The sequence below is a fragment of the Bradyrhizobium septentrionale genome (assembly GCF_011516645.4).
Taxonomy (GTDB): domain Bacteria; phylum Pseudomonadota; class Alphaproteobacteria; order Rhizobiales; family Xanthobacteraceae; genus Bradyrhizobium; species Bradyrhizobium septentrionale.
In genome coordinates this window covers 2,718,223-2,739,424 of sequence record NZ_CP088285.1, presented here as the reverse complement: position 1 = coordinate 2,739,424, position 21,202 = coordinate 2,718,223, and the positions used below count along the sequence as shown (strand labels likewise).

General features: G+C 64.1%; 20 protein-coding genes, 1 tRNA gene and 2 pseudogenes. 9 read left to right on the top strand and 14 right to left on the bottom strand.

The window, feature by feature from the left end; all coding sequences use genetic code 11:
• Positions 1-56: 56 nt before the first annotated feature.
• Positions 57-1,391 (bottom strand): IS1182 family transposase, encoded by a 1,335-nt coding sequence (locus HAP48_RS14760; protein ID WP_166202952.1) that lies wholly within the window; start codon positions 1,389-1,391, stop codon positions 57-59.
• 149 nt (positions 1,392-1,540) lie between these two features.
• Here HAP48_RS14760 and HAP48_RS14755 point away from each other — a divergent pair, with 149 nt between their 5' ends.
• Positions 1,541-2,350, top strand: a complete 810-nt coding sequence (locus tag HAP48_RS14755) for an enoyl-CoA hydratase (RefSeq protein ID WP_166213185.1) — start codon at positions 1,541-1,543, stop codon at positions 2,348-2,350.
• Between the two features lie 119 nt (positions 2,351-2,469).
• Here HAP48_RS14755 and HAP48_RS14750 read toward each other — a convergent pair.
• A tRNA-Ala gene (locus HAP48_RS14750) sits at positions 2,470-2,545 on the bottom strand.
• Between the two features lie 297 nt (positions 2,546-2,842).
• Between HAP48_RS14750 and HAP48_RS14745 the strand changes: the two genes are divergently transcribed.
• Genes HAP48_RS14745 through HAP48_RS14735 form a run of 3 tightly spaced genes read left to right on the top strand, consistent with a single transcriptional unit; the run spans position 2,843 to position 4,392 of the window.
• A complete protein-coding gene (locus HAP48_RS14745; protein ID WP_016847252.1) occupies positions 2,843-3,133 on the top strand; it encodes a YggT family protein in 291 nt (96 codons plus the stop codon).
• 37 nt (positions 3,134-3,170) lie between these two features.
• Positions 3,171-3,506 carry a DUF167 domain-containing protein gene (locus HAP48_RS14740; RefSeq protein WP_166213187.1) on the top strand — a complete coding sequence of 112 codons (336 nt, stop codon included), beginning with the start codon at positions 3,171-3,173 and terminating at the stop codon, positions 3,504-3,506.
• A gap of 1 nt (position 3,507) precedes the next feature.
• The gene (locus HAP48_RS14735) at positions 3,508-4,392 is read left to right on the top strand and encodes a bifunctional methylenetetrahydrofolate dehydrogenase/methenyltetrahydrofolate cyclohydrolase (protein WP_166213189.1); all 885 of its coding nucleotides are present in this window, start codon (positions 3,508-3,510) and stop codon (positions 4,390-4,392) included.
• A gap of 189 nt (positions 4,393-4,581) precedes the next feature.
• On the opposite strand, the gene ppa is transcribed toward HAP48_RS14735, so the two are convergent.
• The gene (gene ppa, locus HAP48_RS14730) at positions 4,582-5,112 is read right to left on the bottom strand and encodes an inorganic diphosphatase (RefSeq protein WP_166213191.1); all 531 of its coding nucleotides are present in this window, start codon (positions 5,110-5,112) and stop codon (positions 4,582-4,584) included.
• 161 nt (positions 5,113-5,273) lie between these two features.
• The gene (locus HAP48_RS14725) at positions 5,274-5,783 is read right to left on the bottom strand and encodes a GNAT family N-acetyltransferase (protein ID WP_166213193.1); all 510 of its coding nucleotides are present in this window, start codon (positions 5,781-5,783) and stop codon (positions 5,274-5,276) included.
• 374 nt (positions 5,784-6,157) lie between these two features.
• On the opposite strand from HAP48_RS14725, the pseudogene HAP48_RS14720 reads away from it, so the two are divergent.
• From HAP48_RS14720 to HAP48_RS14710, 3 genes and pseudogenes are all read left to right on the top strand, one after another.
• Positions 6,158-6,620, top strand: a pseudogene (locus tag HAP48_RS14720) (DUF2269 family protein).
• A 7-nt stretch (positions 6,621-6,627) separates the two neighbouring features.
• Complete coding sequence (locus tag HAP48_RS14715) at positions 6,628-7,956, top strand: SDR family oxidoreductase (protein WP_166213194.1); 1,329 nt, start codon at positions 6,628-6,630, stop codon at positions 7,954-7,956.
• A complete protein-coding gene (locus HAP48_RS14710) occupies positions 7,953-8,360 on the top strand; it encodes a thiol-disulfide oxidoreductase DCC family protein (RefSeq protein WP_166213195.1) in 408 nt (135 codons plus the stop codon). The genes HAP48_RS14715 and HAP48_RS14710 overlap by 4 nt, the downstream gene beginning before the upstream one ends.
• Positions 8,361-8,457: 97 nt before the next feature.
• On the opposite strand, the gene HAP48_RS14705 is transcribed toward HAP48_RS14710, so the two are convergent.
• The 7 genes from HAP48_RS14705 to HAP48_RS14675 all read right to left on the bottom strand — a co-directional run bounded on the left by HAP48_RS14705 (position 8,458) and on the right by HAP48_RS14675 (position 15,606).
• Entirely contained in the window at positions 8,458-9,705 is a 1,248-nt protein-coding gene (locus HAP48_RS14705; protein ID WP_166213196.1) for a flavin monoamine oxidase family protein, read from the bottom strand.
• A gap of 173 nt (positions 9,706-9,878) precedes the next feature.
• A complete protein-coding gene (gene typA, locus HAP48_RS14700; RefSeq protein ID WP_166213197.1) occupies positions 9,879-11,705 on the bottom strand; it encodes a translational GTPase TypA in 1,827 nt (608 codons plus the stop codon).
• Between the two features lie 291 nt (positions 11,706-11,996).
• Positions 11,997-12,233, bottom strand: coding sequence for a hypothetical protein (locus HAP48_RS14695; protein WP_166202902.1), 237 nt, complete (start codon positions 12,231-12,233; stop codon positions 11,997-11,999).
• Positions 12,234-12,242: 9 nt separating this feature from the next.
• Positions 12,243-12,512, bottom strand: a complete 270-nt coding sequence (locus HAP48_RS14690) for a hypothetical protein (RefSeq protein WP_166213198.1) — start codon at positions 12,510-12,512, stop codon at positions 12,243-12,245.
• On the bottom strand, positions 12,509-13,954 hold the full coding sequence (locus HAP48_RS14685) for a radical SAM protein (RefSeq protein ID WP_166213199.1): 1,446 nt from the start codon (positions 13,952-13,954) through the stop codon (positions 12,509-12,511). Before HAP48_RS14685 ends, HAP48_RS14690 begins: the two co-directional genes overlap by 4 nt.
• On the bottom strand, positions 13,935-14,654 hold the full coding sequence (locus HAP48_RS14680) for a prolipoprotein diacylglyceryl transferase (RefSeq protein WP_166213200.1): 720 nt from the start codon (positions 14,652-14,654) through the stop codon (positions 13,935-13,937). Before HAP48_RS14680 ends, HAP48_RS14685 begins: the two co-directional genes overlap by 20 nt.
• Positions 14,655-14,841: 187 nt before the next feature.
• Positions 14,842-15,606, bottom strand: a complete 765-nt coding sequence (locus HAP48_RS14675) for a Crp/Fnr family transcriptional regulator (RefSeq protein WP_166213201.1) — start codon at positions 15,604-15,606, stop codon at positions 14,842-14,844.
• Positions 15,607-15,873: 267 nt separating this feature from the next.
• Between HAP48_RS14675 and HAP48_RS14670 the strand changes: the two genes are divergently transcribed.
• Positions 15,874-16,251, top strand: coding sequence for a response regulator (locus HAP48_RS14670; RefSeq protein WP_166213202.1), 378 nt, complete (start codon positions 15,874-15,876; stop codon positions 16,249-16,251).
• A gap of 5 nt (positions 16,252-16,256) precedes the next feature.
• Here the strand turns inward: HAP48_RS14670 and HAP48_RS14665 are convergent, their stop codons facing one another.
• Positions 16,257-16,955, bottom strand: coding sequence for a hypothetical protein (locus HAP48_RS14665; RefSeq protein ID WP_176539571.1), 699 nt, complete (start codon positions 16,953-16,955; stop codon positions 16,257-16,259).
• 213 nt (positions 16,956-17,168) lie between these two features.
• Between HAP48_RS14665 and HAP48_RS14660 the strand changes: the two genes are divergently transcribed.
• On the top strand, positions 17,169-18,323 hold the full coding sequence (locus HAP48_RS14660; protein WP_166213204.1) for a hypothetical protein: 1,155 nt from the start codon (positions 17,169-17,171) through the stop codon (positions 18,321-18,323).
• Positions 18,324-18,382: 59 nt separating this feature from the next.
• Here HAP48_RS14660 and HAP48_RS14655 read toward each other — a convergent pair whose 3' ends face one another.
• Positions 18,383-19,393 carry an N-acetylmuramoyl-L-alanine amidase family protein gene (locus HAP48_RS14655; protein ID WP_224497050.1) on the bottom strand — a complete coding sequence of 337 codons (1,011 nt, stop codon included), beginning with the start codon at positions 19,391-19,393 and terminating at the stop codon, positions 18,383-18,385.
• 129 nt (positions 19,394-19,522) lie between these two features.
• A pseudogene (locus HAP48_RS14650) lies at positions 19,523-21,086 on the bottom strand (alkaline phosphatase D family protein).
• Between the last annotated feature and the right edge of the window lie 116 nt (positions 21,087-21,202).

Genomic DNA, 21,202 nt, shown 5'->3' with positions numbered 1-21,202 from the left:
CTAGGAGCCCGTCCAGATATGTTTTCGTGACGGGCATTTGTTGTAGAGTAGCAGGCTCAGGCTGCGTTTGCGAGGTTGAACAGCTTGAGGAGGTTATGGACGGTGCAGATCATTGTCCACTCGGCGCGCACTTTCTCGATGCCCCGCAACAGGAACTGGCGGAAGCCTCTTGCCTGTTTGATCTGCCCGAACACCGGCTCCACCACTTGCTTTCGCAATCGGTAGGGTGTTTCGAAGCCGCCATCGTCGATCTTCTTTCGCATGGCCTGTGTCAGCGGGCCGCCGACTTTTCCGTTCGCTACTGTCGGGTGCTTGGCGCGTCCGGGCGCGACATAGCCATCGATGCTGCGTGTGTCGAGCGCTTCGAGATTGGCTTCGCTGCAGTAGCCGGAATCCGCTGAGGCCTGCCGCGGCTTGCGGCCAAGATTGCTCTCGATGGCCTCGATCAGGGGCACCAACTGGCCCTGATCGCTGCCGTGCTGGGTCAGTTCTTGCGCGACAATGATCTGGGCATGTGCATCGACGGCCGCCTGGGCATTATAGGCCTGAACGAAGCCATCCTTCGACTTCATGATGCGGCTTTCCGGATCGGTGAAGTTGCGTTGCGCCTTGGGATTGGGTTCCTCCGATGGCAGCGCCGCCGGTTTGCCCGGCTTCTTGCGGCCTTCGGCCTGGCGCTGCTGTTCCTTTTCGGCCTCGATGCGGCGCTCTTCCTCCGCCGCCAGTTTGGCGTCCGCTTCCAGCGCCGCCATCGCTTGCTGGATCTTCGCCAGCCGTTTCTGCTTGTCGACGGTCCAGTCCGGCAGTTCGTCGCTGTTGCCGAAAGTCTCATCCTCCGAGGCATCCGCCGCCTCGGCGGCCGCCAGCATGCGAGCGACCTCGGCCTTCAATTCCGCCTCGCGCTTCTTCATGCGCTCATAACTCATCGCCTTGTGTTTCGACGCGTTCGCCTTGATCTTCGTACCATCCAGCGCGACATGACCGAGCTTGACCAGCCCGGCCGTCTCGCACAACTTCAGAACCTGCACGAATAGCGCGCCGAGCGCCTTCAAATGTCGCTTGCGAAAGTCGCTGATCGTCCGAAAATCCGGCGCATCCAGCGCCACGATCATCACAAAATCGTTCCGCTCCCGGCAGGCCTTGGCAATCCGACGCGACGAATACAGCCCACTCGCATAGCTATGCAGCAGCAGCGCCACCATCATCCGCGGATCAAACGGCGGCTGCCCAAGCCCGCTCACATAGCTGCCCATGATCTCCCTGAGATCGAGGCTCTCCCGCACCAGATCAACCATAAACCGCGAGACATGGCCTTTCGGCACGAAGTCCTGCACATTCGGCGGCAGAAGCAGCGTCTGATCGATGTTCCAAGGCCGAAAATACTTGCTCATCGCCCAATGTTGAATCAGACCCGACCAGATTTGAACAGCGACTATCCAGACAAGCTCCTAGTCTCGCCACGGCTGCAGCGCGCGGCCGCATGGCCGCGCGAGCTCATCAGAACAAGACAAGGCATCACAACAAGCAAAGGGAGATCGCCGTGAGCTATGAACACATCCTCTACGACGTCAGCGACAGGATCGCGACCATCACGCTGAACCGCCCCGACCGCATGAATGCGTGGACGGCGATCATGGAGCGCGACGTGCGCCACGCGATGGAGGCGGCCGCCAGCGACGACAATGTTCGCGTCATCGTGCTGACCGGCGCGGGCCGCGGCTTCTGCGCCGGCGCCGACATGGAAGCGTTGAAGGGGATCGATCCCAACGAGGTCAGGCGCGGCGAGGGCGTTGCGTTCGACATGAACCGGCGCGCCGACTGGCAGACGCGCTATGCCTATTACCCCGCCATCAAGAAGCCCGTGATCGCAATGCTCAACGGCGCCACGGCAGGCATCGGCCTGGTCCACGCGCTCTATTGCGATCTGCGCTTCGCCGCCGACAGCGCGGTGTTCACCACCGCCTTTGCGCGGCGCGGGTTGATCGCCGAGCACGGCATCAGCTGGATGCTGCCGCGCATCGTCGGCCACGCCAACGCGCTCGATCTGTTGATGTCGGCGCGGCGCGTGTCGGCCGAGGAGGCGCTGCGCATCGGCCTCGTCAACCGGCTCTCTTCGCCGGACAAGCTGCGCGAGGAAACCTACGCCTATGCCCGCGACCTCGCCGATTTCGTCTCGCCGAGCGCGATCGCTGTGATCAAGCGCCAGGTCTATGACGTGCCGTTCCAGACACTCGCCGAAGCCACCATCGACGCCAACCGCGAGATGCAGATCGCGCTGAAAGGCAATGATTTCAGGGAAGGCGTCGCGAGCTTTGTGGAGAAGCGGCCGCCAAGGTTTACCGGGACGTGAGGGGGAGGGTTGGGCTTGAGTTTGCTGCAACCAGCCCGTCTTCGCCCTTCGGGCTACGACGAGGCAGCCTTCGCTACGAGAGGGCTTGCCTAGCCGAAGCTCGCGAAGCGAGCGAAGGCTGGTGGAGCCAGGCGGGATCGAACCGCCGACCTCGTCATTGCGAACGACGCGCTCTCCCAGCTGAGCTATGGCCCCATTGCGGCCGGGTGTTGCTGAGTATCCCGGCCGTCAGTCGGGCGCCATTTACAGTCCCGCCCAAGGCCAAGTCAAGAACGCTGAAACAGCGGTTTTCGGCCTTTACCGCCGGGAACTTCCCTTGTTTGCGGGGGGATGAACCGATATTTAGAGCGTGATCCGGACCGGTACGGCCGCGCCAGCGCAAAGTGTGGAGCGGTTTTCCGAAAAGATCCTGCTCAAACAAGAAGCGCGATGGCGGCTCAGTCCGGTCTCGTTGCGCCTCAATTGGTCGTCCCACCCGCGAGCCCCCATCATATGCGCGCTGTTCTCGACATCGTCATCATCATCCTCGACCTCTATGTCTGGCTGCTGATCGCCTCCGCTATCCTGTCCTGGCTGGTCGCCTTCAACGTCGTCAACACGCGCAACCAGTTCGTCTCCGCGGTGGCCGAGTTCCTGTACCGGATCACCGAGCCGGTGCTGCGGCCGATTCGCAACGTGATGCCGAATCTGGGCGGGCTCGATATCTCGCCGATCATCGTGATCCTGATCATCATGTTCATCCAGCGGGTGATCGCCTATTACATCTATCCCAATGTGATCTGATCCTTCGCGATGGAGCCTCGCTGATGGAGCCTTGGTAATGGATCCTTGGCGCTATTCCACCGAGGGCATCAGCATCGCCCTGCGCGTGACGCCGCGCGGTGGCCGCGACGACATCGACGGGATCGAGACGCTGGCCAATGGCCGCTCGGTGGTGAAGGTCAGGGTGCGCGCCATTGCCGAAGGCGGCGAGGCCAATCGCGCGGTGACCGAGTTGTTGGCCAAGGCGCTCGGCGTGCCCAAGGCCAGGGTGAAGCTGTTGTCCGGCGCCACCTCGCGGCTGAAGCAGATCGCCGTCGACGGCGACCCGAAAGGGCTTGGCGAAACATTGCGGAAGTTGACGGCGGCCGGGCCGAACCAGGAGACGAAGGACTGACATGACCGCCCGCATCATCGACGGAAAAGCCATCGCCGCCGAGCTTCGCGCCCGCGTCGCCGACGAGGTTGCCCGCGTCAAGCGCGACCATGCGCTGACGCCGGGGCTCGCCGTCGTGCTGGTCGGCCACGATCCCGCAAGCGAGGTCTATGTCCGCAGCAAGCATACCCAGACCCAGGCCGCCGGCATGGCCTCGTTCGAGCACAAGCTGCCCGAGGACGTGTCGCAGGCCGATCTGCTGGCGCTGATCGCGCGGCTCAACCGCGATCCCTTGGTGCATGGCATCCTGGTGCAGCTGCCGCTGCCGAAATCGCTGCACACCGAGACCATCATCAACGCGATCGATCCGGCCAAGGACGTCGATGGTCTGCATCCGAACAATGCCGGCCGGCTCGCCGGGGGCCTGGCTGCGCTGTCGCCCTGCACGCCGCTCGGCTGCATCATCCTGACCAAGAGCGTGCACGCCTCGCTCGAGGGCATGAACGCGATCGTGATCGGCCGCTCCAATCTGGTCGGCCGTCCCTTGGTGCAATTGCTGCTGAACGAGAATGCGACGGTGACGATCGCGCATTCGCGCTCGCGCGACCTGCCAAAGCTCTGCGCCCGGGCCGATCTGGTCTATGCGGCGGTCGGCAAGCCCGAGATAGTGCGGGGCGACTGGCTGAAGCCGGGTGCCACCGTGATCGATGTCGGCATCAACCGGATTCCGGTGCCCGGCGGCAAGCCGAAGCTGGTCGGCGACGTCGCATTCCAGGAAGCGCTCGGCGTCGCCGGCGCGATCACGCCGGTGCCGGGGGGCGTCGGCCAAATGACGGTGGCGTGCCTGTTGGTCAACACGCTGCGCGCCGCCTGCGCGATTGCCGGCCTGCCGGTGCCGGCGGTCTAGCCTTTCTTACCTCGCCCCGCTTGCGGGGAGAGGTCGGATTGCATCGTCAGATGCAATCCGGGTGAGGGGGTACAGGTCTCCTCACGTTTCACAACTCGCCGAAGCAGCCCCTCACCCCAACCCTCCAAGAGCGAGCTTCGCTCGTCTCGACCCCGCAAGAGCGGGGCGAGGGAGTTCTCGCAGCGAGATCTATTTCTTCTTCGCCCGCTCGATGCCTTCGAGGATCAGCTTGTGGGCTTCGTCGGCGTCGCCCCAGCGCAGCACCTTCACCCACTTGCCCTTCTCGAGGTCCTTGTAGTGCTCGAAGAAGTGCTGGATCTGCTGCAGCGTGATGTCGGGCAGGTCGTTGTAGTTCTGCACCTTGTCGTAGCGCTGGGTGAGCTTCGATGACGGCACCGCGATGATCTTCTCGTCACCGCCGGCCTCGTCCTCCATCAGCAGCACGCCGACCACGCGGACGCTCATCACGGCACCTGGCACGATCGCGCGGGTATTGACGATCAGCACGTCGCAGGGATCGCCGTCGCCGGACAGCGTGTGCGGGATGAAGCCGTAATTGCCAGGATAGCGCATCGGCGTGTAGAGGAAGCGGTCCACCACGAGCGTGCCGGCCTCCTTGTCCATTTCGTATTTGATGGGCTCGCCGCCGACGGCAACCTCGATGATGACGTTGACGTCGTGGGGCGGATTTTTTCCGATCGATATGGCGTCGATACGCATGGATTGCTCCGCGTGGCCTTTGGAAGTTGAGGACGGTGTGATTTTATTGGCGCCGCCGGGCCGCGAAACAACCTCCCGCCCGGCCGTAAGGCCGGGCTGGCCGTCGCGTGCAACGCTCAGGCTGGTTTAGCCTTGCTGCAGCTGCGAGAGAAGCAGGATTTTCAGTTGGTCCAGGCGAAAGCGACCTTGTCGAGCGATTTTGGCCCGAACCGCTCCGAGGAGCGCGCCACCATCCGGCCGCCCAGCGCACGGTAAAACTCGGTCGCCGGCTCGTTGTCGGAGAGCGCCCAGATCACCATGCTCTTGAGGCCGCTCTGCAGGAGGTCGCGGCGGGCGGAGGCGAACAGGCGCCGGCCGAAGCCGAGGCCCTGGAATTCCGGCCGCAGATAGAGCTCGTAGATCTCGCCTTCGAAGTGCAGGCTGCGGGCGCGGTTGCGGCCGTAATTAGCGTAGCCCGCGATCCTGTCGCCGAACACCAGCACGCTGACGCGGCTGCCCTTGCGGATGGCGCTGTCCCACCACTGCGGGCCACGGCGATTGATCAGCTTTTCGAGTTCGGCGCCGGGGATGATTCCCTGATACGCCGAGCGCCAGGCTTCGTCATGGGTAGACGCCACCGCAGCCGCGTCTGCAGCTTTGGCCGGCCGGACCTCGATTAGCGTTGTGCTCATGGACCTAATCAAAGCAAGTCGGAGCGCGGCCTTCAAGGTCCATCGTTAATTATCGGTTAACGTGTGGATTTTTTGCATCAGTGTCATGAATACTTGTACCGAAAGAGGACACTCACGGGGCTCAAGTGACCAACCGCCGATCCGGTGCTGTGCAAAAGCGTGGATAGCGAGCGCTCTATGACAATGCCGCAGGTCAGAAAAGGCCCATCCGGATTTGATTCGGCGGCGGGATTCCGCAAGCGAATCAAAGCGTGCCGCGGGTGCATCGATCCTTCCGCACCTGCGCCGTCGCAGTGGATTTTCGCGCCCGTCCGGCCTATGGCAGCGGCGGTATCTGTGCGCGCCAAAACCGGCCTAATTGCGGGTGGACCGCGATGACGCTCTACTTCCTGATCAAATATCTGCATGTGCGCCATCGTGATCCTCGGCACCGGGACCGGGATCGCCTTCTTCATGCTGATGGCGCATCGCACGCGTGATGCGGCTTTCATCGCACGAACGGCGGCGATCGTCGTGATCGCGGACATGATCTTCACGCTGAGCGCCGTGCTGCTGCAGCCGGTGAGCGGCGGACTGCTGATGATGCTGTCGGCAACGAGCCTTACCGAGCGCTGGCTATTGGTTTCGCTCGCACTCTACGCGCTGGCCGGTGTGTTCTGGGTTCCCGTCATCTTCATGCAGATGGAGATGCGCGACCTCGCGCACGAGGCGGCCGACAAGGGCCACCCGCTGCCGCCGCGCTACTTTGCGCTGTTTCGCCGCTGGTTCCTGTTCGGGATTCCCGGCTTCGGATCGGTGATGATCATCCTGTGGCTGATGATCGCGAAACCCGTTTAGGACTCCCATGAGTGACGGCGTATCACACAACATCCTCGTGCTCGGCGCGTCCGGCCTGATCGGGCGCTACGTCACCGACGATCTGCGGGCCCGCGGCTTTCACGTGATCGGGATCGCGCGTCACTTCACGCCTGCACAAAAGATGAGCGCCGCCGACCTCGAACTCCCGGTCACGTCGATGGATGCTGCGGCGCTGACGCAGCTGCTTCGCACCCATGAGGCCGATGTCGTCGTTAACTGCCTCGGCGTGTTGCAGGACGGCCCGGGCAGCGACACACGCGCGGTGCATCGCGACTTCGTGGCGCGGCTGCTGCAGGCCGTCAGCGACAGCCACCGCGCCATCCGTCTGGTCCATATCTCGATTCCCGGCGCCGCCAATGAGGACCGCACCGCCTTCAGCACCACCAAGCGCGAGGCTGAACGGCTGATCGCGGCGTCCGGCATCGCCTACGCGATCCTGCGTCCCGGCTTCGTCATTGCGCCTTCGGCCTATGGCGGCAGCGCCATGCTGCGTGCGCTGGCGGCGCTGCCGGTCGATCTGCCGGCCGATGAGGCGGCGACGCCGTTCCAGCCCGTCGCAGTCGAGGATATCGCCGCGACCATCGCCTGGCTCGCTGCGCGCGACGTCGCCGACAAAGCGGTGCGAGCAGTGACATGGGACCTGATGCAGCAGCAGCCAATCTCACTCGGCGGCGTCATCGCCCAGTTTCGCTGGTCGTTCGGCACGGCGAAGGATTTCCGTGTTCCGACGCCGCCCTTCCTGATCGATCTCGGCGCCCGCCTCGGCGATCTCTCGAGCCGGCTCGGCTGGATGCCGCCGCTGCGCTCCAATGCGATCGCCGAATTGCGCCGTGGCGTCACCGGCGATCCCACAGCCTGGATGGCAGCGACCGGCATCGTGCCGAAGACCATCGCGCAAGCCGTCGGCGGGCGCCCCGCGACCATTCAGGACAAATGGTTCGCGCGGCTGTTCCTGATCAAGGCGCTGATCGTCGCAAGCCTCGTGCTGTTCTGGGTGGCGTCCGGCTTCATCGCGCTGGTGATCTCCTATGACGCCGCGGCCGGCATCTTGCGCGCACACCATTTTCCGCCCGCGTTGGTCGGGCCGGTGACCGTGCTGACCAGCCTGATGGACATGAGCATCGGCGTGCTGATCGCGATCCGCCGCACCGCAGCGTTCGGTCTTGTTGTCGGCATCATCGCCTCGCTCGGCTACATGATGGGATCAGCGATCCTGACCCCGGACCTCTGGATCGAGCCGCTCGGCGCGCTGGTGAAGACCGGACCTGCGGTCGTGCTGATGCTGGTCGCGTTGCTGACATTGGATAACCGATGAGCGTGTGGCCCGACGATGACGTGATCCTCTACGACGGCGTCTGCATCTTCTGCTCACGCTGGGTGCAGTTCGTCATCGCGCGCGATCCAGCGCGCCGCTTCCGGTTCACGCCGATCCAGTCGGACTACGGCACGCGACTGGCAAAGACCTTCGGCATCGACCCCGATGATCCCGACACCAACGCCGTGGTTCATGGCGGCGTCGCCTGGATGAAGTCGGACGCCGCGCTGACGGTGCTGAGCCATCTCCCCGGCTGGGCATGGACCCGCGCGCTGTTCGCAGTCCCAAAGCCGCTGCGCGACGCGGTCTACAGCCTCATCGCCCGCAACCGCTACAAGATCTTCGGGAAGTACGAGACGTGCTTTGTGCCGGACGCGGATATGCGGGCGAGGGTGCTGGAGTAGCTTCCGTCGTCATTGCGAGGAGCGAAGCGACGAAGCAATCCATGCTTCCGTTATGCCGCGCGATGGATTGCTTCGCTTCGCTCGCAATGAAGAGAGGCTATTTGCGCGGCGACGCGGCCAATATCTCCTTCGCCGCCCGCTCCCCCGAATCCCGCGCGCCATGTGCCGTCGAGAAGAAGTGCGGCGAGGTGGCTTCGCCGGCGAAGAACAGCCGGCCGTCGACTGGGGTGGCCAGGACGGCGCGTTTGTCGGCGTGGCCGGGCAGCGCGTGCGAGTAGGAGCCGCGGGCGAACCGGTCCTGCGCCCAGCGCGATTCGCTGAGCGGCTTCAGCTTGCGGCGGAAATCGTTGCCGAGGAAGGAGACGATCTCGTCGATGCTGTGCGCGGCGATGGCGCCGTCGCCGGCATCTTCCAGCTGTCGCGCAAAACGTCCGCCGAAGAAGCCCTCGATGCAGGGCTGGCCGAACGGGCGGATGTGGTAGGTGCCCATCTCGGTGCGCATGGTGGCGCCGCGCAGATTGCCTTCCTTCGGCAACGCCTCGGGCTCGGCGAGCGCCAGCGTCACCTTATCGGCGAGGCCGAGCGGCAGGGCGTGCGCGGCCTCGCGCTTGTCCGGCAGCGCAGGCGAAAAGCGGATCGCCTCGTCGGCGATCAGATTGGTCGGCACGGTGACGATCACTCTGTCTGCTTCCAAGGTGCCGCGCGAGGTCTCGATGCGGATGCGCGGGCCTGCGTGGTCGATCAGCTTGACGATGCAGTTCAGCGCAACCGGCACCTCGGCGCCATAGGCCGCGACCAGCGCGCCATAGCCGCGCCTGACACGCCAATTGACGTTGCTGTCCTGATAGGCGTCGAAGTCGAGGATCGAGAGCTGGTCGAGCTCGCAGCCGTTCACATAGGTCGAAATTGCATCGATCATCGGGTTCCAGCGGTTGCCGGGCTCGAGATAGCGATCGGCAGAACTGTCCTTGCCGCCCTGTGCGGCCTGCTCGATGCGATCGTAGAATTCGTCGAGCGCAAGCATGAACGCGTCGCGCTCGGCCTGCGGGAACGCCTTGCCATAGGCGCGCTCGCGCCACGGCGGCAGGTCCTTGTTGAGTTCGAAGTCGAGCTGCTGGGCGATGCCGACAAAGCTGTTCTGGTCGGCCGAATGCAGCCAGCCGCAGCCGACGTCGAACACGACGTCAGGCGCGGCCTGGATGGTATGGGCGCGGCCGCCTAGGCGGTCGCGGGCTTCCAGCACGATGGTGGAGAGGCCAGAGTGCTTCAGCGCATGCGTGGCGCCGAGGCCGGCCGCGCCGGCGCCGATGATGGCGACATCGATCGTGGAGGGAAGCGAACTCATGTCCCGGCTCTAGCACGTCCGCTGCCGGGCCTGAAGCCGCCACATGCATGACTGCATCACCCGCGAATGCGGGTGATGCAGTATTCCAGAGACGGTTGTGATCGAGCCGACAGGCCGCGGCGTACTGGGTGCCCCGGTCAAGCCGGGCATGACAGTGGGGCTTACGCCACCGCTTACGCTACGGCTTCTTTGGCCTTCTCGGCGCGCTTGCGCTCGTTCGGGTCGAGATGCTTCTTGCGCAGCCGGATCGACTTCGGCGTCACCTCGACGAGTTCGTCGTCTTCGATATAGGCGAGCGCCTTTTCCAGCGTCATCCGGATCGGCGGCGTCAGGCGCACCGCTTCGTCCTTCGAGGTGGTGCGGATGTTGGTGAGCTGCTTGCCCTTCAGCACGTTGATCTCGAGGTCGTTGTCGCGGGTGTGCTCGCCGACGATCATGCCCTTGTAGACCTTCCAGCCCGGCTCGATCATCATCGGGCCGCGGTCTTCCAGCTTGAACATCGCATAGGCAACCGCTTCACCCTGGTCGTTGGAGATCAGCACGCCGTTGCGGCGGCCCTGGATCTCGCCCTTGTAGGCGGCGTAGCCGTGGAAGATGCGGTTCATGATCGCGGTGCCGCGGGTGTCGGTGAGCAGTTCGCCCTGATAGCCGATCAGGCCGCGGGTCGGCGCGTAGAACACCAGCCGCAGGCGGTTGCCGCCGGACGGGCGCATCTCGATCATCTCGGCCTTGCGCTCGCTCATCTTCTGCACGACGACGCCGGAATGCTCCTCGTCGACGTCGATCACGACCTCCTCGATCGGCTCCTGCCAGGCGCCGGTCGCCTCGTCCTTCTGCAGCACGACGCGCGGGCGCGACACCGAGAGCTCAAAGCCCTCGCGGCGCATGGTCTCGATCAGGATCGCGAGTTGCAATTCGCCGCGGCCGGAGACTTCCATGGAATCCTTGTCGGAGGCCTCGACGACGCGCAGTGCGACATTGCCCTCGGCCTCGCGCAGCAGGCGGTCGCGGATCATGCGCGAGGTCACCTTGTCGCCTTCGGTGCCGGCGAGCGGCGAGTTGTTGACGATGAACGACATCGACACCGTCGGCGGATCGATCGGCTGCGCGGTCAGCGGTGCCTCGACGCTGGGATCGCAGAAGGTGTCGGCGACGGTGCCCTTGGTGAGGCCCGCGATCGCGACGATGTCGCCGGCGTCGGCTTCCTCCAGCGGGGTGCGCTCGATGCCGCGGAAGGCGAGGATTTTGGTGATACGCCCCTGCTCAATCGTCTTGCCGTCGGCGCCGAGCACCTTCACGGCCTGGTTCGGCTTGATGGAACCCGATGAGATGCGGCCGGTGATGATGCGGCCGAGATAGGGGTTGGCTTCGAGGATGGTGCCGATCATGCGGAACGGGCCCTCTTCGACCTTCGGCGGCGCGACGTGACGCACGATCAGGTCGAACAGCGGCTGCATGCCGGCGTCATGCGAAGCTTCCGGGCTGTCGCCCATCCAGCCCTGCTTGGCCGACCCGTACAGGATCGGGAAGTCGAGCTGCTCCTCCGAGGCATCGAGTGCGGCGAACAGGTCGAACACCTCGTTGATGACTTCGGTCGGGCGTGCGTCGGGGCGGTCGACCTTGTTGATCACGACGATCGGCTTCAGTCCGACCTTGAGCGCTTTCGACACCACGAACTTGGTCTGCGGCAGCGGGCCCTCGGCGGCATCGACCAGCACCAGCGCGCCGTCCACCATGTTGAGGATGCGCTCGACCTCGCCGCCGAAATCGGCGTGGCCGGGGGTGTCGACGATGTTGATGCGGGTATCTTTCCACTGCACCGAGGCCGCCTTGGCCAGGATGGTGATGCCGCGCTCGCGCTCCAGATCGTTGGAGTCCATGGCGCGTTCGGTGACCTTCTGGTTCTCGCGATAGGTCCCGGATTGCTGCAGCAGGCGGTCGACGAGGGTGGTCTTGCCGTGGTCGACGTGGGCGATGATGGCGACGTTACGAAGGTTCATGGCTCTTCTTCTGGTCGTGCAATGGTCAGATGCGCGATCTCGCCGGACCAATTTGGCCGGCCGCTCGCTCACGTGGCCCAATCCGGGCCCGGATCACGCTCATACCCAAGAAATTTGACGGGGACGCATCACCCCAAAAAGGAAGCCCGGTCAGAGGACCGGGCACCTTGCGCGTTGCGGCGCAATATAGTCAGAAATCGCCAAAAAACAACGGTTTATTGGCCGTTTGAGAGCCTGATTTTGGTCCCGAAAGCGGGTTTTGAGGGACTTTTCGGCATTGATCCGGCGATGTTACCGGGTAAGCGTAAACACGATCAGCCCAAATCCGCCGAGCGCCACCAGCAACCCGAACGAGGTCAGGGGATCGCTGCCGGATCCGGCGCCGAATTTGACGTTGAGGATGGCGCACAGGACACCCGGGATCAGCAAGATCACCCCCACGACAAGCATGAAAGCGGTGGCGCAGCCGTTGCGTTGCCGCGGTTCCGGGGACCGACTGGGCGGGGTCTGGTCGAAATTGTTGATCACTGTCGACCTCTAGCTCCCCTTGATCGCGGCGCGGATCAGCATGACGCCGGCGAAGCCGACCGCGAGCCCGAGCAAAGCCAGAAAGAGGAGCCCGGGATCGGGGCTCGCCGAGGTGAAGGCGCCGACGCCGAACAGGACCGCGCAGAGCCCCGGCAGCAGCAGCGCCACGCCAAACAGCGCCATGAATGCGGTCGCGCAGCCGCCGCGCTGCGGAGGGAGCCGTGGAGGCAACGAGGGTGGAGATCCATCCGGATTGATGGGCCGGCTCTCGTCGCTCATCGCGGCACCTCCTCACGTTGCCGTACTTCACGATAAGTCTGGCCGGCCATCGCGGCGCGGATACCGTCGATCTTTCCGTCCCGATAGAACAGATTGTAGGTGTCGAACGGGATGATCGCGCCGCTCTCGGTGACGAAGTGGATGCAGCTGCGCTTCACGTTGCCGACGCAGAAATTGAAGCGATCAAGAAACTGCACAATGGTGACGCGGAAGACGTTCTCGTAAGTCAGGCCCTCCGGCACCTCGAAGCTCGGCAGGCAGCACAGCAATTCGCAGACGCGCTCGCTTGTATTGAGCGGTCCCGACGACAGCGAGAACAAATCGACGAACTTTTCCCGCAGCACCGGGTATTTTTCCGGGCTGATCGTGTTGGGCATGACAGCGACGAGCTGCTCCTGCGGGATCAGCGAGGTCAGCGGCAGCACCTTGTCGCCATTGCGTAGGCCGTAGCCGATCGAGATGCTCTCGGGATTGCACGGCAGCGGGATCATGTCCTTGTCGCCGAATACTCCGGTCTCGACCACGCGCTGGCGGATCTCCGACAGCATGATGCGGTCGGTGTCCTTGTTGAAATGCTCGTTGCGGCCGGCGTCCTGCACCGGCTGCAGCGTGACGCCGCGCACGCACTTCCAGGTGAGCGCGTGGCGGACGATGTCACCGATCTCGGCATCGTTGACGCCGCGCTTGATGGTCGCGACCAGCGTGGTCGAGACGCCCTCGCGCTCGAGGTTCTCCAGCGTCTGCTGGCGGATCTTGCGCAAATCCGCACCGCGCAAATTGACCAGCGCCTCGCGCTTGAGCGAATCGAACTGCAGATAGACCTCCAGCCCGCGTCTGTTCTCGGCGAGTTTTGCGACGAAGTCCGGCTCGCGCGCGATTCTGAGGCCGTTGGTGTTGATCATGACGTGGCGGATCGGGCGGGCGCGCACCGCATCCAGGATGGCGAAGAAGTCCGGATGCAGTGTCGGCTCGCCGCCGGAGATCTGCACGAGATCAGGCTCGCCCTCGCTCGCCACCAGCGCGTCGAGCATCTTCTCGATCTTGGCCAGCGGCGTGAAGCTGGTGCGCGCCGGCGAGGAATCTGCAAAGCACACCGGGCAGGTCAGGTTGCAGTGCTCGGTGATCTCGATCAGCGCCAGGCAGGAATGCTGCTCGTGGTCCGGGCACAGCCCGCAATCATAGGGACAGCCGAATTCGGTGTGGCGCTGGAAGGCGAGCGGCCGGTCGCCGGGCTTGATGAAATCCTTGCACAGCCGCCAATAGGCGGAATCGGTCGAGACCAGCGTCGATTGCACGCCGTGCTGCTTGCAGCGCTTCTCGTACCAGACCTCGTTGCCGAGGATCTGGATCTTGGTCGGCACCACGGTCAGACAGGTCTCGCAAAGCGATTGGGTCTGGCCCCAGAAGATGTACGGGCGGGCCTTACGCAGCGGCGCGTTCATGCTTCAAGCTCACATTTGGGGCCGTCGCCAGCATGATGGCGGCATAGATCATGACAAACAGCGACAGCAGGTGGAACAGCGAGAACGGCCCGATCAGCGCGCCGTAGGGCTTGATGAACTCCCATACGAAGCGCTGCAGGCCGTAATAGAACAGCACGAGGTAGAATCCATTGGTGATGACGGCGGCGTTGCGGTTCAACACCATCACGACGTAAAAGGCCGCGAACGCCGCCATCGCCAGGCTCTCATAGAGCTGCACCGGATGGCGCAGCACGCCGTCGCCGAAATCGTGGCCCCAGGGCAGCGCGGTCGGCGTGCCGTAGGTGAAATCCTCCAGCCCCGCGAAATAGCAGCCGAGCCGGCCGACGGCGACGCCGACCGCGAGCGGCAGCGCGAACCGCGCGCCGGTGCGCAGCGAGATGCCATGCAGCCATTTGTAGAGCTCGATCGCGACGATGCCGCCGGCCAGCGCGCCCTCGACCGAGCGGGCGATGCCCGGCATGCCCGAGAACCACAGGTTCAGGGTGCCGAAAATGTAGGCGCCGATACCGGCGCCGAACACCAGCGCGGCGATGTAGGAGAGCTCGAAGGATTGCCGGGGAAACTGCAGGGCGCGCTGGCGTGACAGCCACCACATGGCGATCGCGGCCGCGCCCCATGCTGCGACGTCGAAGACGGCGTGAAGTTCTGCCCCACTCATGAGGCGAGTGTAGCGTGATTTTCGCGTTGGGCGATATAGGTTCTCCCTCTCCCCGTTCTTACGGGGAGAGGGGCTTCCATCCGGCGAGCACCTCGTGGCCAGTTGAGCAGTGTGCCTCGCCCCTCACCCGGATCGCTAGCGCGATCCGACCTCTCCCCGCAAAGAGCGGGGAGAGGTAAGCAGCGTCCTAATTCGCCGGGTTGTCCTCGCTGGGATACACCCCGCGCAGCACCTCCTCGAAGTGATCCTTGACCGCCTCGTTGCACAGGCAGGAGCGCAGCCGCAGCTTGTCCGGGTCGCGGATCACGATGGCACCGCGGCGGGTGTCCAGCACGCCCTCCGCCTTGAAGTTCTGGATCACCCGGCTGGTGTAGCTGCGGCCGACGCCGAGCAGGGTCGAGAGCTGTTCATGGGTGAGCGGCACCACGCCGTTGCCATTGGTGCGCTCGATCGCCGAGATGATCCATTTCGCCGCGCGCTGCTCGATCGAGTGGATCGCATTGCAGGCGGTCGACTGGAAGATCTGCGCCAGCATGCAGTCGGCATAGCGCGCGAAGATGTTGCGCACCGAGATCGACTTCAGCTTGGCGGCGTCGAGCTTGCTGATCGGCAACCGCGCGAACGGGCCACCGAACTTGACGGTGATGCGGGTATAGGCCGGCAGGAAGCCCTGGCTGACGATGCCGCCGACCGCGCCTTCGCGGCCGACCAGGATGGTCTCGACATCGCGCCCGTCCTCATTGGGCACCATGTAGGACGCCAGGCTCGGTCCGCATGGGAAATGCGCGATCTGAACGTCGTCGCCGGGATTGTAGAGCAGATCGCCGGCCGCAGCTTCGAGCAGCGCAAGATGCGGCGCGATCAGCTCGTAGTCGGCAGCGTTCAGCCGGCGCAAAAGATTGTTGAACGGCCGGTCACTCGTCCCGGCCAACTCGGTCCGTTTGGCAATCATTGGAAAATCCTGGAGACCCAACGCGGACGATAATCGAAAAGTTCCTGGATTTATGTTCACTAGTGAACAGACGGCGTCGCTCGCGATGTGATGGGTTTCATCCTGGGAACAGCCGGCGTGCTTTCGGGCGCCGGTCGCGGGCCATCCGGCCGGACTGATCCGGTCTCTCATCCATGCTTCAGAGCGTTTTCGAGCGAAGTGGATACCGGTTCGCGTGAGGAAAGCGCGTTTAAACAACAAGCTCTAGCAAACGGAAACTGGCGCGCCATGGACTTCGCACCCAATGCCGGCATGCCCGGTGACGTGCTCGTCGTCGAGGACGATCCGATCATCTCACTCTATTTCGAGGACACCATCCTCGGCTTCGGCGCCCGCACGGTGCGCACCGCGGCGAACGTCGCCCGCGCGCTCGAACTGATCGCCGAGCGGGCGCCGGATTTCGCGCTGCTCGACGTCGGCCTCGTCAGGGGCGAGAAGACGTTCGCGATCGCCGAGCGGCTCGATGTGCTGAAGGTGCCGTTCGCCTTCGTCACGGGTTACGGCGCTGATATCAGGCTGCCGGCCTCGCTCTCCGACAAGCCCCGGCTGACCAAGCCATGCTCGAGCGAGACGCTGGAGGCGGCGCTCAGGCGTAGCGGGAAGTGAGGAGCTTAGCGCCGCGAGCCGATGCAGAGCTCGGCAAGATCGGCCTCCATCCCCTTGAGGGAGGACAGCGGCGCGCCCGGCGGCACCTTGTCCTTCGCGATCGAGGCCGCGCGCACTGCTGAGGCCTGCTCGGACAAATCCAGGAAGCGCTTCAGCGCCTTCGATTTGTTTCGCTTTGAAAACGCCTCCAGCGCAGCTTCGGTGGCCTCGGTCGGATTCTTGCGCAGCAATTCATCGTTGCCGGTCGCCAGCGGCGAGACTGCCGTGAGCTTGATCCGGCTCACCAGCGCGTAGCGGTCGAACTGCTCGAACACCGTGTCGAGGATTTTCGCCTGCTGCATCGGAGCCGCCAGCGCGAGGTATTTCTTGACGTCCGCGTTCTGCTGCAGCCTGTCGAGCTCGGCGGCCGCCGGAAATTTCTCGGCATAGACCTTCTGGTCGATCAGCGCGTCGGTGCCGTCGATCAGCCGCGCACCCCATTTGATCACGACGTCGCGGCCGCGCGCTTCGAGCTGGCCGGCTTCGATGCCCTTGCTCGCCAAACAGGCGGGATCGGCATTGTCGCGCAGCGATTTACCGAACTCGGCGCTCAACGCCTTGCCATAGGCCGAATTGAAGGCGTCCCGGATCTTCGCCGCCTGCGCATCGGGCACCGGCTGCGCCGACGCCAGCGACGGCGCGAGCAGGAGAAGGGCGGCAATCAATGGCGTGGCGCGTCTCAAATCGGCTACTCATCAATCAGGCCCGGGCCGGAAGCGGCTGGGCCTGATATGGTCGCCCGAACCGCTCGCGCGGTTCATCACTGGCCTGTCGCCGGATGACACCGGCTTCGCGACGAGCGTGCTCGCAGCCGGCGCGTTCGTCGTCTACCATCCATTGAGTCGGATTCGGCAACGCACAGGCATCGGGAGGCTGTCATGGCGATCAGGACGTCTGCCGCTGCGCCCGCAGCGGCGCTATCCCTCGGGCTGCTCCTCGCGCTGCCGGTTGCAACAGTGGCCGGTGCGGTCCTGCCGCTGGCTTCGGCCGTCATCGGTGGTCTGGTGTCTCCAGCCGTCGCCGGGCCGGTCGCCCTCACGAACGGGCAATCGGCCGCGCGCGAAACCTACGACAATGCCGTGAAGAACTTCGTCTCGATCCTGCGCCAGCGACGCGCGCAGATCGATTCCAGGCAGCCGCTGCCCAACCTGCCGGGCCAGGCCCTCTATCTTGCCCGTGTCGAGATGATGAGCGCATACAAGGATCTCACCGATGCGCTGCCGTCCAGGATCGGCAGACCCAACAGATTCGGTATTCCTCCAGCCTATTTTGACGCCGACAATGAGCCGCTGCTCGATGAGTACAGGGCGCTGTTTGACGTGATGGAGGCGCCGCCCGCGAGCGCACAAGGATCTGATACGCCGTTCAAGGACGTGGTCGACCTGGCGACGGCGATCGCGCGAGCCAAGGGGCTGGATGCCGCGAACGCCGCGGCCGCCGGCCGTATCAGTCTCGGGCTTTTCTTCGCCGAGACGAACGGCAAGCAAAATGCCGGCAATGCGCGGTCGAACACCTACAAGGGAAGCCTGCAGAGCGGTCCGTCCGAAGATCGCAACGGTCAAAGGAAATGGTCAGCCATCAAGGGATCAATCGCAACCCTCGATCCGGCACTGAGCCGTCGCGACGACAGGGAAGAAGTGCGGGCTGGCAATCTCGATCACAGGTTCAATCACTGGACCGCGGTGCGGGATGCGCTCATGAACGCACACGCGGATATTTTCCCGCAGGTCCCCGCGATCGCAAAAGCTCTGCCCGATCCGATCGATCAAATGAAGCTCTTTGAGCTCATCCAGATCATTCCCACCCCGACCAGGGCTGCGCTGCAGTCAGGCAACCTCGTCGGCTACAGAATTTCCGATCCCAGGATCATGGGATATTTGAGAAACAACAGCATCTTCGCCTTCGGCCGGGCCGACAGGGCAAGAACCTCTGCGACCTTCCGCGAAATCCTCGATGCGATGTGGCTCTTCAACGCCAAGTTCGAGCAGGCGCTTGCCAGGCTCAAGGAGATCGAGGCCGGCAAGCAGGGATGACATCGGCTGGCGCCGATCGGACTGCGGTTTCGCCGCGTGCTCGGGGCGTCACAGGTCGATCAGAGCGGACCGAGCAGGGCCCATCGCGGCTCGCAGAATTCCTTCACGGCAGAAGCGACGCCGCTGCTGATGATGTTGCGGCGCTCGGGCGAGTCCATCTTGAGTTCTTCGTCGCGGTTGATGATCGAGCCCGCCTCCAGCAGGACTGATGGCATCGAAGTCTTTCGGAGTACGATCAGCTCGTCATAGCTGTAGACGCCGGTTTCCTTGTTCAGCAGCGGGTGCTGGTAGCGCCCCATGATGGCCTGGCTGTATTGCTCGGCATACTGAAGTCCCTGGGCCTTCATTTCCCTGGCGACCAGTTCGGCGAACAGCAGGCTCGTCTTGAACTCCGGATTGTCCCGGGAGACGAAAACGGAGTAACCGCTGAAGCGATCGCTGAAGTGGCTCTTCTTACCCTCGAATTCCCATTCCTCGAGCATCTTGTTGGGCACGGAATCATGGTGGATCGACAGCAGGAGATCCGCGTGCAGATTGTTGGCGGCGGCGACCCGCTTGAACAGGCTGGGTCTGGCCCTGCCTTCGGTCAGCAGCAGCCTGGTCTCGGCAAAGCCTTCGGCCTTCAACCTCTCCTCGATCAGCCGCGCAAGGCGCAGGTTGAAGGCGAACTCGGTGACATTCCGGGCGCTGATCGCGCCTTCCGATTCAGCGGTATGTCCCACATCGAGAACGATCCGGAATGTCGAGGGATCGCATCTGGCTGCGGCCGGCTTGAGCACGGACGGCGGCAGGGCGACCGGCCCAAGGGCGGCAAGCCGCGTGGCGCGGTGCTTCGGCTGAGCGCGGTGCCTTGCCAATTTGGCCGGCCTTGTCGACTGCCTTGCCGACTTCGCGCGCTTTGGCGATTTGGCGTGCTTGGATGAAGTCTTGAAAAGATCAGGCAGCCAGCCGGCATCGCTGACCTCGATCGGCAACAGCGCGAACACGGCAATCGCGACGACAGCCAGGCGGCGCGGCCGCAACCCCGCGACGATGCCACCGAGCACGCGAATCAACTCGCAGCGCCTCATGCTCTGCCCCCCTTCGGGCGCCCCCAGCATAATGGCTCTGATGTCGATACCGGAAGAGGCCGCTGACGTCCATCCCCGGCCAAATCGCGTCTGGGCAGGGAGTGCGGTTTCGTCGCGGCTGCGACCCGATTACACCGGCTTCGGGTCGAGCGTGATCGCCCACAGCTCGGCGTCAACGCGGTCGCGCAGGCTCACCGTCATCTGCCCGCTCTTGCCGTCGATCCTGACGTGACCAAAGAACTGCATGCCGGCCGACGGCGGCAGGTTCTGGTTGGCTTCGCCGGGCGCCTTGATGAACTTCACCTCGGGGCCAAACGTGTTGTCGAGCTCGTTCGGACCGAACGTGCCGGCATGCAGCGGGCCGGAGACGAATTCCCAGAACGGATCGAACTCCTGGAACTGCGCCTTGTTCGGGTTGTAGTAATGCGCGGCCGCGTAGTGCACGTCGGCGGTCAGCCACACCGTGTTGACGATGCCGGCCGTCTTGATGAAGCGCAGGATGTCGGCGATCTCGAGCTCGCGGCCGCGCGCCGGGCCGTCGCCCTGCGCAAACGCTTCCGAACCCTTCTTGTTGGCGGCATCGTCATAGACGATCAGCGACAGCGGCATGTCGGAGGCGATCACCTTCCAGGTGGCGCGCGAGTTGAGCAGCGCGCGCTTCAGCCAGGCCATCTGGTCCGGCCCGATGAAATAGGCGTCGGGGCCGTATTGCTCCTGCAGGTTCGGACCGTTGGGGCCGCGATAGCTGCGCTCGTCGAGCATGAACACGTCGAGATGCGGACCGTAGCTCAGCGTGCGATAGACGCGGCCCGGCTCGACGATGCTCTCGCGCATCGGATACATTTCGTGGAAGGCTTTTGCCGCGCGCGCGGCCAGCACGGTGATGTCGCGTTCCTTGTAGGACGCCGGCAGCTGCTTCGACAGCGACCAGTTTGTTGGTCACCTCGTGGTCGTCCCACTGCACGAAGATCGGCACCTCGGCATTGAAGGCGCGGACATTGCTGTCGAGGAAGTTATATTTGTGCGCGGCCCGGTACTCGTCGAGCGTCTCGGCGACCTTGGCCTTTTCGGGAATCGTGACGTTCTTCCAGACCTTGCCGTCAGGAAGCTTCACCTCGGAAGGGATCACTCCGTCGGCGTAGATGGTGTCGCCGGAGTGCAGCAGGAAATCCGGATTGTGCTTCTTCATCGCGGCGAAGGTGATCATGCCGCCGTCGTCTGGGTTGATGCCCCAGCCCTGGCCGGCGACGTCGCCGCCCCACACGAAGGAGACGTCGCGACGGTCGCTCGGCGCGGTGCGGAAGCGGCCGACCACGGGCTCGCCCACGACGTCGATATGGGCGAGGTCGCGGAAGCGGACGCGATAGAAGATGTCCTGGCCGGAGGGCAGGTTCTCCAGCAGCATTTTTGCGGTGAAGTCGCTCTCGGGCAGCGCCGCGATCGGCGGCAGCGTACGGGCATCCTTGAACGACTCAGTGGTGGCGACCTCGACCATCATCTGCGCCGGCCGGTCCGCGCGCGCCCACACCACGCCACCGTCAACGCCGACATCGCCGGATTGCACGCCATGGGTGATCACAGGGCGATCGGCGGCGCGCGACAGATAAGGCATCGCGATCACACCGGCGCCAGCCGCAGCCGCCGTCGAGAGAAAGCGTCGGCGGGTGAGGTTTCGCGAAAACCGGATCGTCATGGGGAGCCTCCTCAGGTCACAGCGACAATGCGCCGCACGCGTGCCAAGACCTAGAAAAATTCCATGACGGAGAGATTACAGGAGGAAGCACAGTGTGAGGTGAGCACGTATGTCGG